Here is an 11,756-nt window from a genome sequence, read left to right on the forward strand (position 1 = left end):
AATCGGCGTCCGGTCCATCCACGACGGGAGCGCCGACGCCGGCTGCGGCTCGCGGATCGCTGCACCGGCCGAAGTGGTCTTCCCCCATTGGCCGGTCACGTCTTCGGCACGTCCGGCATCGGGTCGACGTCTCGGACTGGTCATCCGATATGAACACGAGGCAGTCGCGGCATATTTGTGGTTTCCGCCAGTACGAGGCCCCGGCCGACGAGAGGGAGACTTCCCGTCAGGTGCTTCGCCCTGTTCAGAGGGCCGACACCAACGACAGAGGGGGAACAGCACGATGAGCAGTCAGCTGTACGACGGGATCGGCGAGGCGTTCGAGGGCTTCAAGACCCTCCCTCTCGCGCGCTACGGAGAGGTGCCCGGCTTCCTCGCCCTCGTCGGCGATGTGAACGGCAAGTCGGTCCTCGACCTGGCCTCCGGAACCGGTTTCTACAGCCGGGAGTTCAAGCGCCGCGGCGCATCCCACGTCCTCGGTGTCGACATCTCCACCGCGATGGTCGACGCGGCCCGGGCCCTGGAGGATCGTGACCCACTGAGCGTGCACTACGAGGTCGGCGACGTCGCCGAGCTGCGCACCTTCGAGCAGCGCTTCGACATCGCGGTAGCGGTGCAGCTGTTCAACTACGCCGACGACGTCGCCACCATCGAGCGGATGTGCCGCAATATCCACCGCAGTATCGCCGACGAGGCCGAGTTCTTCGCCTTCGTGCAGCACCCGGACTACCGTTTCGACGGGCCGTCCCTGGCCAAGTACGGCTTCCTGTGCGAGTCGCTCGGTGAGGAAACCGAGATCGGGCCGCGGGTGAGGATCACCGCGCTCCTCGACCCGCCGATCTCGTTCGTTGCGAACCCGCCCAGCCGCGAGGTCTACGAGAAGAGCCTGCGGGCGGCCGGATTCAACGAGGTCACCTGGGTTCCCCTGGAGATCTCCGCCGCCGGCGTGCGCGAGTACGGCGAGCACTTCTGGGACGACTACGCCGCCAACCCCCCGCTGACGATGCTGCGCTGCCGCGCCTGACCCCGAGCGGCCCGACCCCGCTCGACCGGGGACGGGGGGCCGCCATCCGGCACCAGGCCGGTCACCTGGAGCGAGGGGGAGTCCTCGGCCGCCATGACGACGCCGGGCGGCGCACGGGACGGTTGGGGCCGACCTCCTGGCCGTGAACCGGCCTAGTACTGCAACGGTGTTTGCCGTGATGGTTGGGCAGTTTCTGGTGGTGTGTGGCCGCGTCGTTTGTAGTGGCTGACGCGGGCCTGGAACTGTCGTCGCCGACGCCAGTGTGACCAGTGCAGGATGTGGTCGATGGTCGGGCGGGGCCGGGTGAGCCGACTGATCAGGCGTCGGAGTTCGGGGAGGGTGAGGGGTACGAGCTGGGAGGATCCGTTTCTGCTTTCCCGGTGTCGAGTTCGCGGGCTCGCAGGACGGTGAGGCAGGCGTGTGCGGCCATGGCCAGGGTCATGTGGCGGTGCCAGCCGTCGTAGCGGCGGACCTGGTAGTCGTCCAGGCCGCACTCCTGCTTCGCGGTCTGGAAGCACTCCTCGACCGCCCACCGGCTTCCCGCGACGCGGATCAGCTCATCCAGTGTGGTCTCGGCCGGGCAGTAGGCGATGTAATAGGAGATCTCCTCGGGCCTGCGGACACTTCGGCGGGCGATCACCCAGTGCCGGCGGTCCTCGCGGTGCCAGGGCCTCACCTCGACCCTCGCCCAGTCGTAGACCCGCGGGCCATGGGCACCGTTCCCGCAGGAACGGCGCTTCCATTTCTGCCGGGGCAGCCCGGGAAAGAGGTCGTGGACGGGGTGGTCGATCGCCCAGCGGGTGACGACGGTGTCGTGCCGGGTGGTGGCCATGACGTGGAAGACATCCGCCCGCTCGAGCTCGGACCGCCAGCCCTTGGAGAAGCCGTAAGCGGCATCCGCGGTCACCCACCGGAACGGAATCCGGCCTGTGATCGCCTGGTGGACCATGGCCTTGGCCATCACCACCTTCGTCTCGAAGGCGACCGTGTCCTCAATGCCGGCAGCCCGGCACCGTTCCCGGTCTTCCGTCCATGAGGTGGGCAGATACAGGCGGCGGTCGATCAACGTGCGGCCCCGGCCGCCGGCATAGGCGAGGAACACTCCGATCTGGGAGTTTTCTGTCCGCCCGGCGGTTCCGGAGTACTGGCGTTGGACCCCGGCAGAGCGGACACCCTTCTTGAGGAATCCGGTGTCGTCCACGATCAGCACCGCTTCCGGGTCTCCGAGGTACTCGATGACGTAGTCCCGCACGTCGTCCAGGACCTCATCGGCGTTCCAGTCGATCCGGTTCAGCAGCCGGTGGATCCGGTCCGGACCCCCATGCCCAGCCTCCTCGGCAAGCGTCCACCCGTTCTTCCGCTCCAACGGAGCCACCAGCCCCCGCATATAGGCAAGAGCCGACTCCCGCGGCTCCGACCTGGAAAAACGATGCACGAACCGCTCATGCAAAGCCTTCAGTTCACCAGCCCACAACCGGGCATCAACAAGTTCCCCACCCATGAACTGAACAACGACCGAACTACCCAACCGTCACGGCAAGCACCGTTGCAGTACTAGGCCGGGTCCGGGTCCGGGAGCTGGAGCCGGGCGGACTGGTGGGCTTTCTCGTCGGCGTCGGCGAGCCAGAAGTACAGTGGCGGCAGGACCAGTTCGAGGACGGTCAGCGCCACCTGGAATCCGTGCGGCCATCCGTGCACGGTGAGCGACAGCAGTCGCCCGGCCGCCCCCAGCAGGAATACTCCGGCCAGCCACCGGATCGCGCTCGCCGGGATCGGCGACTGGCGGGCCGCCCAGATCCAGCCGAGTCCGTATCCCGCGAACGTCGCTCCCAGGAACCGGCCGAGACTGTCGACCGTCGCGCCGGCCGCGCCCGCGCCGGGTATCGCTGCGTTCCCGAGCAGCACGTGTCCGAGTCCGATCGTCACGCACGAGACGCCCATCGTCAGTGCGAGCCACTTGAGAGTCCTGGCCATGCTCCGACCTCCCACCCCGGTAAGTAGACGTGCGTCTACTAGTAGGGGTCACTAGTAGACATGTGTCAAGTAGGATCGGCTCCATGCCTCCCCGCCGACGGCTCAGTCCCGACGATCGCCGTGCCCAGCTCCTCGCCGTCGGCGCGCAGCTCTTCGCGCAGCACCCCTACGAGGAGGTGCTGATGGAAGACGTCGCCGAACGGGCCGGAGTCTCCCGCGCCCTGCTGTACCGCCACTTCGCCGGCAAGCAGGAGCTCTTCGCGGCCGTCTACCGGCAAGCGTCCGACCGGCTGCTGGAACAGGTCCCGCTCGACCGGCCCGGCGACATGCTCCTCCAGCTCGAAGAGGGGCTCGACGTGCACCTCGACTACTTCATCGCCCACCGCAACACCGTCCTCGCGGCGAACCGGGTCCTCGCGGGCGACCCGGTAGTCCAGACGATCATCGACAGCGAGCTGGACGTCCTACGGGCCAGGCTCCTCGACGTCCTCCCGCTCGCGGACGACTCCGGCCGGGCAGCCGTGGCAGCCGTCCTGAAGAGCTGGCTCGTGTTCGTCCGGGTGCTCTGTCTGGACTGGCTCACCGCGGAGACCTGTACGCGCACGGTTCTGCGCGACACCTGCGTCGGCGCCCTGCTCGGAGCCCTCCGCCCGTTCGTCGAGGTTTCCCGCACCGTGGCGGGGCGTACGGACAGTGGCCCCTGACTGCGGTCACCCTCGTCAACACGTCGGAGAACGCCCTCACCGGACGGTTCGCCAGGCTGAACCCCGACACCATCACGGTGCTGACCGCCCGCGCATGGCTCAAGCAATGACTGGCACGCGACCACGGAGCTGCTCGGCACCACCGACCTGCGCTACCAGGCCCAGTTGTCGTCCCTGGTTGCGGTGAAGGCACGTTCGAACAGGCGGAAGCCGACCAAGCCCCTGCCGAGTGGCTGCCGCCATCGCCGGATGTGACGTGCCGGTACGGGGCGGAATGGATCGCCGCCGAGCTCCGTTGGGGTCTCACGGTGGACGAAGCGGAGCGGGGAGGGCGGCGGGTCGGCCACCCGGTCGGGGCGGTCTCCTGGTCCGTCTCGGTGGGGACAGCCCCCGTATCACCCCGGGCGTCAGCCGGATGGGCGACTGGTGCGGCGTCCCGGCACCCTGGGACAGGAACAGCACAGGCAAGAAGAGCGGGGGCAATCGGTGAATGCACGTGCGGGAGTCGCAGCACTGTGGGTGGGGATTTGTGCATTAGCCGCATTCGGGATCTCCCCGGCGGCCGCGGCGGAGCGCGTGCCGCACTCGCCGCCCGCCGGCCTCAAGGAGGCCCTCGATCAGACGGTCGCGGACGGATTCCCGGGGGTCGTGGCCTATGCCAGGAACGGAGAGCGGGAGTCACGGATGGCGGCCGGGCTTGCGGACAAGGCGAGCGGCGAGCGCGCCCGGCCGGATCACCGGTTCCGAATTGCCAGCAACACCAAGGCATTCGTATCGACGGTGCTCCTGCAGCTCGAGGGCGAAGGAAGGCTGTCGCTCGACGACAGCGTGGAGAAATGGCTGCCCGGCCTCGTCCAGGGAAGCGGCAACGCCGGTGAGGCAATCACCATCCGGCAGCTCCTCAATCACACCTCGGGGATCTACGACCCCACCACCGAGTCGCAGTTCTTCGCCCCCTACCTCGAGCGCCACGAATGGGGCCACGTCTACACACCTCGGGAGGTGATCGCGCGAGCAGTCCGGCGCGAGCCGCTCTTCGCGCCCGGCGGCGGCTGGTCGTACTCCAATACCAACTACCTGCTCGCCGGTCTGGTGATCGAGGCGGTCACACGTCACAGCGCGCCCTCCGAAATTCATCGGAGAATTCTCGCCCCGCTCGGCCTGAAGGACACCTCCTTCCCGCTGACCGACCCGGCCGTTCACGGCCCTCATCTGCACGGATACGACCTCACGGGACGCGACGTGACCCGGTTCAGCCCGTCGTACGACTGGACCGCCGGTGCCATGATCTCCACGGTCAACGACCTGGCCCGTTTCCACCGGGCTCTGTTCACCGGGAAGCTGCTGCGTCCCGCCCAGCAGCGCGAACTCCTGACCACGGTGCAGTTCCCCGACGCTCCGGCGTACGGACTCGGCGTGCAGCGCAGAGACGTGGCGTGCGGCTCGGAACCGGACACCAAGCCGTCCAGTGTCTGGGCGACCGACGGCGGCGGACCTGGCTTCATGAGCGTGTCCCTCACCACCGCCGACAGTGAGCGACAGCTGGTCCTCGCCGTCAATGTCTACGACCTCGGCGCGGACCTGGAGAAGAAGGCTCCGGTCCCGCTGGGCACGGGACTGATGAAGGCGCAGATGGCAGCCCTCTGCGACTGAGGCAGCGTCATGTCATCGCGGGTGACGTCGCACCACGCACGGAACAACCCCCAGGTCCGGCGACATCCGGCCCCATGGTGACCCGCTCTGCCGCCCGCGCACCTGATGCAGCCGGTGGACACCGTTGATGTCGTGCACTCCCCGCGATGTCGTGCACTCGCGGGGGAGTGCACGACATCGTCAAGGAGTGCCTGTGACATCGCCGGTGACGATGCCGTACATCCACCCCTGTGCGAGCACCGCGCACCGCGCACCGGGGCGACTGGCGATGCCTGTGCTCTACCTGAAGAGACGGTCGCCGGCGGTGGCCATGCGATGGGTGCCGCCGTGGCGGTTCACCCAGTCACGGACGAGGCTGACGGCGTTGGCGCACTGCCAGCTGTCGTCGTATTCGCGCACTCCGGTGAAGGCCCCGTAGCCCGCGATGATGCCGTCCACACGCCCGTCGCCCAGCAGTTTGTCGACGTACCACGGATCGTTGTACGTGGTCGTCCAGGACAGTGTGGCAGCGAGCTGTCCTGCATCACGGTCCCCGGCGCCCTTCTTCAGTTCCGCGCACGTGTAGTAGGTGGCTTCCGTGCAGTTGCCGAACCCCTTGGTGATGTCGCTGTCGCCGTAGTCCATCACCCGGCGTCCGGCCGGGAATCCGGAGCCGGACCGGTCGAACGCGCCTCGGACCTGGTCGCGGGTTCCGGTCGTCGTGATGCCCTCCAGGCCGCCGAGCCTGCCTTCCAGGCTCTTCCAGCCCCTGCCGCCGACGTCCGGGGTGCTGCCGCCGTGGTATTCGTAGAACCCGTAGAGCACCTGGATCCCGGCAGCCGTCAGCCGCTGCGCCTTGTCGCGCAGTCCGGCGACGCTGCACCCGCGGTTCTCCTGCTCTCCGCAGTAGTTCGGGTCCTTGATGTCCAGCCAGACCAGCGCCAGCCGGCGTCCTGCGTTGGCGTGGGAGAGAATCCGGTCGACCATGCTGTCGAAGCTGGGGCCCAGCCGGTTGTCACCGGCCGAGGAACAGTCGTGATAGGCCCGCCATTCGTTCGGGTTCCACCAGGCACAGACGTCTATCTCGATGCTGTTGGCGCCGTGCTTGAGCGCGGCGTCCACGCCGCCCAGGGTGTCGACGCGGTGTGCGATGGCGTAGATCGGGTGACGCTGATCGGCGGCTGCCGCCGGGGCCGTACCGAGCGCGGTGGTACCGACGAGTGTGCACAGGGCCGCGATCAGCGCCAGTAACATCCGTGGGCCGGCACCACGCCTGAGGTAAGTGGTCAAGAAACGTACTCCTTCATATCGGTGTCCTGAAGCGGACGATTGATCTCACCCGTCACATGCTGACATGCGATAGATGCATGATGAACGAAATTCGATGAGGGTGGCCCGCGACTGGCGCAAAGCAGCTTCCGCCCCCTCGTTCGCGCCGGTTCATCTCAAACTCCGGCGGGACTGCATCGCGGCTCTTCCGAGGGGGCACACAGTCGTTGCTCAGCCCCTGAACGGCTACCCGGTTCACGTACCCCGACCAAACCCGGTGACCGCACCAGGCGGACACCGGGCACCTGACCACCCGCCCGCGCTGCCCACGGGGTCACAGGACAGACCCCGCCTTACGGAGACGGACCGTATGAACACCCATCAGACCACGTCACTCCTCCTCGGCCTCGCCGCCATCGTGATCCTGGCACGCGTACTCGGCGCGTTGGCCCGGCGGCTCGGACAGCCGGCGGTGATCGGTGAGGTCCTCGCCGGCATCGCGCTGGGACCGACCCTGTTCCACGGGGCCATCTCCGACGCCCTCTTCCCCGTATCCATCCGGCCACTGCTCAGCGCTCTGGCCGCGGTCGGAGTCGCGGTCTTCATGTTCATCGTCGGCCTCGAGTGGGACGCCAAGCTGATTCGCGGCAGCGGAAGCCTTGCCGCAAGCATCTCGTTCAGCTCCATCGTGGTGCCCTTCGGGCTCGGCATGGTCCTGGCGCTCTACCTGATGGACGAGTACGGCACCGGAGACCAGACCGCGTTCATGCTGTTCATGGGCATCGCCATGTCGATCACGGCGTTCCCGGTACTGGCGCGCATCCTCACCGACCGGAACATGACGCGCACCCCGCTGGGTGTGGTGGCTCTGGCCTGCGCCTCCATCGACGACGTCCTCGCATGGTCGGTGCTCGCCGCCGTGGTCGCCATCAGCGGCTCCGCCGGCGGTGACGAGTGGCGCATCCTGCTCGCGATCCCGTACCTGCTGGGCATGCTCTTCGTCCTGCGCCCCCTGCTGCAGCGCTACGTGGCCCGCCGGCCCGCGCTCCGGCTCACCCCGACCGTGTTCGCGTGCATCGTCGCGGGCCTGCTGCTGTCCGCCGCCGCCACCGAGTGGGTGGGTCTGCACTACATCTTCGGCGCGTTCCTCTTCGGTGTGGTCCTCCCGCGCACCGGCACCGAGCAGCTCCGCTCGAAGGTGCACGAGCGCCTCGGGGAGATGAACGGCACGCTGCTGCTGCCGGTGTTCTTCCTCGTGGCCGGCCTCAAGGTCGATCTCTCGGGGCTGAACATGGACGGGCTGGGAGCCCTGGCGCTGATCCTCCTGGTGGCCGTCGGCGGCAAGTTCATCGGCGCGTTCGTGGCCGCCCGGCTGAACCGGATGCCGGTGCGGCAGTCCGCTGCGCTCGCCACGCTGATGAACACCCGCGGTCTGACCGAACTCATCGTCCTGAACGTGGGTCTGCAACTGGGCTTCCTCGACCAGGGGCTCTACTCGCTCATGGTCGTCATGGCCGTGGTCACGACCGCGATGGCGGGTCCGCTGCTGAGCTGGCTCCTCGGCCGGCCGACGGGCAACGACCTGTCCAAGACGCCCGAGGCGTCCGAGGCTCCCGAGGCGTCCGAGGCGTCCGAGCACACGGCAGGAGTGGTACGCACCAGCGTCTAGACGGGCCGGACCGAGCCGACGCGGCGAAAGCCGGCCGAGAGGGACTGGGCGGTACTCGGTCCCTGCGGCAGGAGCAACTGACCGGCACAGCAGTGCGGGCCGCCACCCTCGCCGGGTGGTGGCCCGCACTGCTGGGCCGGGGTGCCGCCTCATGGGCCGGGACAGCCCTTAGGGCTGGCCCTGCTGCACGAAGTGCTTCCTGAGCCAGGTGAGCAAGGTCGCGAACGCCGGGGACATGGCGGCGTCCGACTGCTCGAGGACCGTCGTGTGGTCGTCGTCCTCCACCGTGATCGTGTAGGTCATCGCGTCTCTGGCACGGTCGGCCCGGTCCTCCACGGGCATTGCGACGGCCGCCGCCACCAGCCGGGTCAGTTCCGCCGCGGCGTGCTCGAGCAGGGCCGCGGTGTCCAGTACGGCGGGCCGGCGGCGGACTGCCGCCGCCAGCCCGCCGTATGACTCCAGAGTCACCCTCATTGCGCGCGACCGGTGGTCACTTGGCCCCCTTCAGTGCGGCCACTTCCTTGGCCAGCCCGGTCACCTTGGCGCTCAGTTCCCCGATCTGCCTGGTCAGGGCCGCCAGGCCGTCCTGCCGGCCCAGGCCGCCGTTCCCGTTGACCGGGAAGCTCCGCGCCCGGGCGAGCCCCGCCGGGACCCCGCTGATCTGGATCTCCACTCCCTGCCACGCCGCCAGCACGGCCGACTGCTCGGGGCTTCCGATGCCGAACAGCTCTCCGGCCTTCTGGAAGGTGGTGTCCGCGAAGTCCTGGAACGTGGCCTCCCTGCTGGAGGCTTTGAGCGATGCGTACCAGATGGCCCCGGCAGCCTCCCATGCGAATCCACCCATGCCCACGGCCGCCAGGAAGAACGCCTTGTTCGGAATGCCGGAGTTGAAGTGCACCCCGCCGAAGTCCCCTCTACGGGTGTCGGGCATGTGCATGAATTTGCTCATACGGTCGGGCTGGGGGTCTTTTCCGAACTGCGGATTGTTGTATGCCTGCCCTGGCGCCTTCATCGATCGCAGGGCGTCGCCGGCGATTCCCGGGGTCCACACATCAGCCCCGATCAGCCAGTCCGCATCCTCGGCCGTCTGCTTCAGCGACCATTGCTTGACCAGCGACCCGAAGACGTCCGACATCGACTCGTTCAGGGCACCGGACTGATTGTGGTACTCGAATTCCGAGGTGTTCTCGGTGACCCCGTGCGTCAACTCGTGGGCGATCACGTCCAGCGATCCCGTGAGGTTGCTGAACTCAGCACCGTCCCCGTCGCCGAAGACCATCTGACTACCGTCCCAGAACGCATTGTTGAACTGCGCGTCGAAATGGACGTATCCGTCCAGCCGCATACCCCGGTCATCGATCGAATTGCGCTGGAACACCTCCTTGTAGAAATCGCGCGTCAAGCCGAGTCCGTCGAACGCCTGGTTGACGGCTGGGTCGTCGGACGGCGGTCCGTCTTCCGGCCTGACCAGGACGGCGTTGGGGAGGGCGACCCCCTGCTCGCAGTCGAAGACGGTGCGCCGGCCGTTACCGGCGGTGGCGGCTGCGCCGGCAAAGGACGCCCGGACGGCTCGCTCGCCCCGCAGGCGCGCAGTGGTCAGCAGGGTGTCCAAGGCGGCCTGGCGCACCTCACTGTCTTCGCTCTCCAGGAGCTTGTCGAGAATGTACGGGGGAACGATGCAGTTGATTGGGCGGGTCCTGCTCATGGGATACCTCCTGGGCGAGAGGACCAACGGTCAACAATTCATCAGTTGATGCTTGGACGTTCTCAGGTCACTGCTCGAGTTCCCGGCCGTGGAAAGGCTCGAGGCAACAGCAAGTGCCGCTGATGTTGACAGAGCGAGAGAAGCGTTTGGCGCCGACCACCCCGGATTCCAGCGGCGGGGGCCACGCTGATATCACCAGTCTCCTGCCGTCCGCAGCGACTGGCAAACGCAACGAAAGTGTGCAGGGGCTTGCTCTAGCCGTTCTGACGGTCAGCGGCGGTGCGCTGAGCACGGAAGTTCTCCCGGTAGGCGTCGTGCACCGCCGGGTCCTGGTACTTGAGCAGCGCCTCGTCGTTGCTGACGAGCCCGCTCACCGTGTACGGGTGGCTGCCGGTGAAGACGATCTTCTGGTCGGGGAGGCCCTTGTAGGTTCCCTCGATCAGCAGGTACTTGGAGTGCGTCGCCGTACGGCCTTCCGCGTCGTCGTCCAGCTTGTGCAGCGTGATCCCGCCGAACTTGGTCGGCTTGGCGAGCTGGTCGGCGATGGCGGTGCCGCTGTTGTCGAGCCTGCGGTACACGATGTCGACGTAGCAGCCCGCGTCGTCGAGCTCCCACAGCTTCTTGGCCACCTCGGCACGGGTAATCTGGTGCATGGCGATCCGGATCACCGTGCGGCCGTCAGCCGTGCCGTAGCCCGCCGAGTTGCCGTGGCACACCGGCTGGCCGCTGACGGGATCGTCCACCGTGTTGAGGATGTTGAGGACGACGTCCGAGCCGGACCGGGGGAAGAAGTACGCCTTGGCCTTTCCCGCCTGGTATTCCGTCGGATAGTCGGAGACCTGCTTGGCCGGGTCCGCCTGGGCCGTCGTCAGATCGCTGAAGTACCCGGCGTAGGCGGAGTACAGCTCGGGGTTCTCGACCACGGTCAGGGCGTCGTTCCACGCGTTCTGGCGGTCCCAGGCCGTCTGGTTGGCCGAGGTCTGCACGACGACGTTGTTGACGGGAACGGTGCCCGTGGAGCTGCCGGTGGTGCTGGAGAAGAGCAGGAACTTGTTGTGGTTGACGCTGTAGTACGCGTCCGCCGGGTTCGGGTCCTTCGCCAGGCACGCCTGGTGCTCGGCGCAGACCCGCACCCACGAGGCCCCGGACTTGTCGGTCTTCTGGGCCAGCCCGTCGACGAGCTTCACGTACGTCCCGGAGCCCGCATGGTGCTTGAGGCTCTCGCTGTCCAGGATCACCTCGACGTTCACCCCGCGCAGGTGCGCCGCACTCAGCCGCCCCGCGAGCCAATCCGATCCGAGGACGTACATCGAGACCTTGATGCTCGACCCCCGTACGGCGCCGTCGATCAGGCGGGAGATGTGCGTGAAGACCGCGTCCTGGCGCGCCGGGTCGGTCGGGTCGTTGAAAGTGGCACCGGTGGTCACGAGCGGCGTGGTACCGGCGACAGCGGTCGTGGGGAGGGTGGCGATCAGCGCCGCTGCCCCGACGACGAGTGCCGCCACTGATTTGATCTTCGTCATGGCGCCACTGTATGCAGGCGGGCAACGACTGAATGCATCGGCCCTGGATCCAGCAGGCCGTGCTGTTCCTTGTGCTGGACGAGGCGTTGGAGGGCGTGCGGACGCCGGAGAGGTGGTGGGCCTCTCCGGCGTCTGCTGTGTTCGGCGGCTCCCCGGGGGGCGTTTCCCCGGGGGCTGTGGGGCTCTGGGTCTCACTTGCCGAGCTTGGCCTTGAGTTCGTCCTTGAGCTGGTCCTTGATGGTCTGCTTGTTGACCT

Annotated in this window: 11 protein-coding genes; 5 read left to right on the forward strand and 6 right to left on the reverse strand. The window is 67.6% G+C overall.

Features of this window, described 5'->3' with window-relative positions:
* The first annotated feature begins 283 nt into the window (after nucleotides 1–283).
* Nucleotides 284–1,024 (forward strand): class I SAM-dependent methyltransferase, encoded by a 741-nt coding sequence (locus ACZ5WG_RS33280; protein WP_468728095.1) that lies wholly within the window; start codon nucleotides 284–286, stop codon nucleotides 1,022–1,024.
* A 316-nt stretch (nucleotides 1,025–1,340) separates the two neighbouring features.
* Here ACZ5WG_RS33280 and ACZ5WG_RS33285 read toward each other — a convergent pair whose 3' ends face one another.
* Entirely contained in the window at nucleotides 1,341–2,525 is a 1,185-nt protein-coding gene (locus ACZ5WG_RS33285) for an IS701 family transposase (RefSeq protein ID WP_468728096.1), read from the reverse strand.
* Between the two features lie 53 nt (nucleotides 2,526–2,578).
* Nucleotides 2,579–2,998 carry a DUF4345 domain-containing protein gene (locus ACZ5WG_RS33290; protein ID WP_468728098.1) on the reverse strand — a complete coding sequence of 140 codons (420 nt, stop codon included), beginning with the start codon at nucleotides 2,996–2,998 and terminating at the stop codon, nucleotides 2,579–2,581.
* 83 nt (nucleotides 2,999–3,081) lie between these two features.
* On the opposite strand from ACZ5WG_RS33290, the gene ACZ5WG_RS33295 reads away from it, so the two are divergent.
* Together ACZ5WG_RS33295 and ACZ5WG_RS33300 are read left to right on the forward strand one after the other, a co-directional pair.
* Nucleotides 3,082–3,702: a TetR/AcrR family transcriptional regulator gene (locus ACZ5WG_RS33295; protein WP_468728099.1), complete on the forward strand. Its 621-nt coding sequence runs from the start codon at nucleotides 3,082–3,084 to the stop codon at nucleotides 3,700–3,702.
* A gap of 486 nt (nucleotides 3,703–4,188) precedes the next feature.
* Nucleotides 4,189–5,355 carry a serine hydrolase domain-containing protein gene (locus ACZ5WG_RS33300; protein ID WP_468728100.1) on the forward strand — a complete coding sequence of 389 codons (1,167 nt, stop codon included), beginning with the start codon at nucleotides 4,189–4,191 and terminating at the stop codon, nucleotides 5,353–5,355.
* 279 nt (nucleotides 5,356–5,634) lie between these two features.
* On the opposite strand, the gene ACZ5WG_RS33305 is transcribed toward ACZ5WG_RS33300, so the two are convergent.
* Nucleotides 5,635–6,588, reverse strand: a complete 954-nt coding sequence (locus ACZ5WG_RS33305; protein ID WP_468728102.1) for a PI-PLC domain-containing protein — start codon at nucleotides 6,586–6,588, stop codon at nucleotides 5,635–5,637.
* A 385-nt stretch (nucleotides 6,589–6,973) separates the two neighbouring features.
* On the opposite strand from ACZ5WG_RS33305, the gene ACZ5WG_RS33310 reads away from it, so the two are divergent.
* Nucleotides 6,974–8,272, forward strand: a complete 1,299-nt coding sequence (locus tag ACZ5WG_RS33310; protein WP_468728103.1) for a cation:proton antiporter — start codon at nucleotides 6,974–6,976, stop codon at nucleotides 8,270–8,272.
* Between the two features lie 168 nt (nucleotides 8,273–8,440).
* On the opposite strand, the gene ACZ5WG_RS33315 is transcribed toward ACZ5WG_RS33310, so the two are convergent.
* The 3 genes from ACZ5WG_RS33315 to ACZ5WG_RS33325 all read right to left on the reverse strand — a co-directional run bounded on the left by ACZ5WG_RS33315 (nucleotide 8,441) and on the right by ACZ5WG_RS33325 (nucleotide 11,500).
* Nucleotides 8,441–8,746 (reverse strand): protealysin inhibitor emfourin, encoded by a 306-nt coding sequence (locus tag ACZ5WG_RS33315; protein ID WP_468728104.1) that lies wholly within the window; start codon nucleotides 8,744–8,746, stop codon nucleotides 8,441–8,443.
* Between the two features lie 16 nt (nucleotides 8,747–8,762).
* Complete coding sequence (locus ACZ5WG_RS33320) at nucleotides 8,763–9,977, reverse strand: M4 family metallopeptidase (RefSeq protein WP_468728105.1); 1,215 nt, start codon at nucleotides 9,975–9,977, stop codon at nucleotides 8,763–8,765.
* A 254-nt stretch (nucleotides 9,978–10,231) separates the two neighbouring features.
* Nucleotides 10,232–11,500, reverse strand: coding sequence for a phospholipase D-like domain-containing protein (locus ACZ5WG_RS33325; protein ID WP_468728107.1), 1,269 nt, complete (start codon nucleotides 11,498–11,500; stop codon nucleotides 10,232–10,234).
* Between the two features lie 59 nt (nucleotides 11,501–11,559).
* Here ACZ5WG_RS33325 and ACZ5WG_RS33330 point away from each other — a divergent pair.
* The coding region (locus ACZ5WG_RS33330; protein ID WP_468728108.1) for a hypothetical protein at nucleotides 11,560–11,756 on the forward strand (197 nt) is incomplete at its 3' end.

This window comes from Streptomyces sp. NPDC032745 (genome assembly GCF_055579465.1).

Coding starts and splice junctions, on each gene's coding strand:
- ACZ5WG_RS33280 (WP_468728095.1), top strand. CDS start 284: ATGAGCAGTCAGCTGTACGACGGGATCGGCGAGGCGTTCGAGGGCTTC.
- ACZ5WG_RS33285 (WP_468728096.1), bottom strand. CDS start 2,525: ATGGGTGGGGAACTTGTTGATGCCCGGTTGTGGGCTGGTGAACTGAAG.
- ACZ5WG_RS33290 (WP_468728098.1), bottom strand. CDS start 2,998: ATGGCCAGGACTCTCAAGTGGCTCGCACTGACGATGGGCGTCTCGTGC.
- ACZ5WG_RS33295 (WP_468728099.1), top strand. CDS start 3,082: ATGCCTCCCCGCCGACGGCTCAGTCCCGACGATCGCCGTGCCCAGCTC.
- ACZ5WG_RS33305 (WP_468728102.1), bottom strand. CDS start 6,588: ATGTTACTGGCGCTGATCGCGGCCCTGTGCACACTCGTCGGTACCACC.
- ACZ5WG_RS33310 (WP_468728103.1), top strand. CDS start 6,974: ATGAACACCCATCAGACCACGTCACTCCTCCTCGGCCTCGCCGCCATC.
- ACZ5WG_RS33315 (WP_468728104.1), bottom strand. CDS start 8,746: ATGAGGGTGACTCTGGAGTCATACGGCGGGCTGGCGGCGGCAGTCCGC.
- ACZ5WG_RS33320 (WP_468728105.1), bottom strand. CDS start 9,977: ATGAGCAGGACCCGCCCAATCAACTGCATCGTTCCCCCGTACATTCTC.
- ACZ5WG_RS33325 (WP_468728107.1), bottom strand. CDS start 11,500: ATGACGAAGATCAAATCAGTGGCGGCACTCGTCGTCGGGGCAGCGGCG.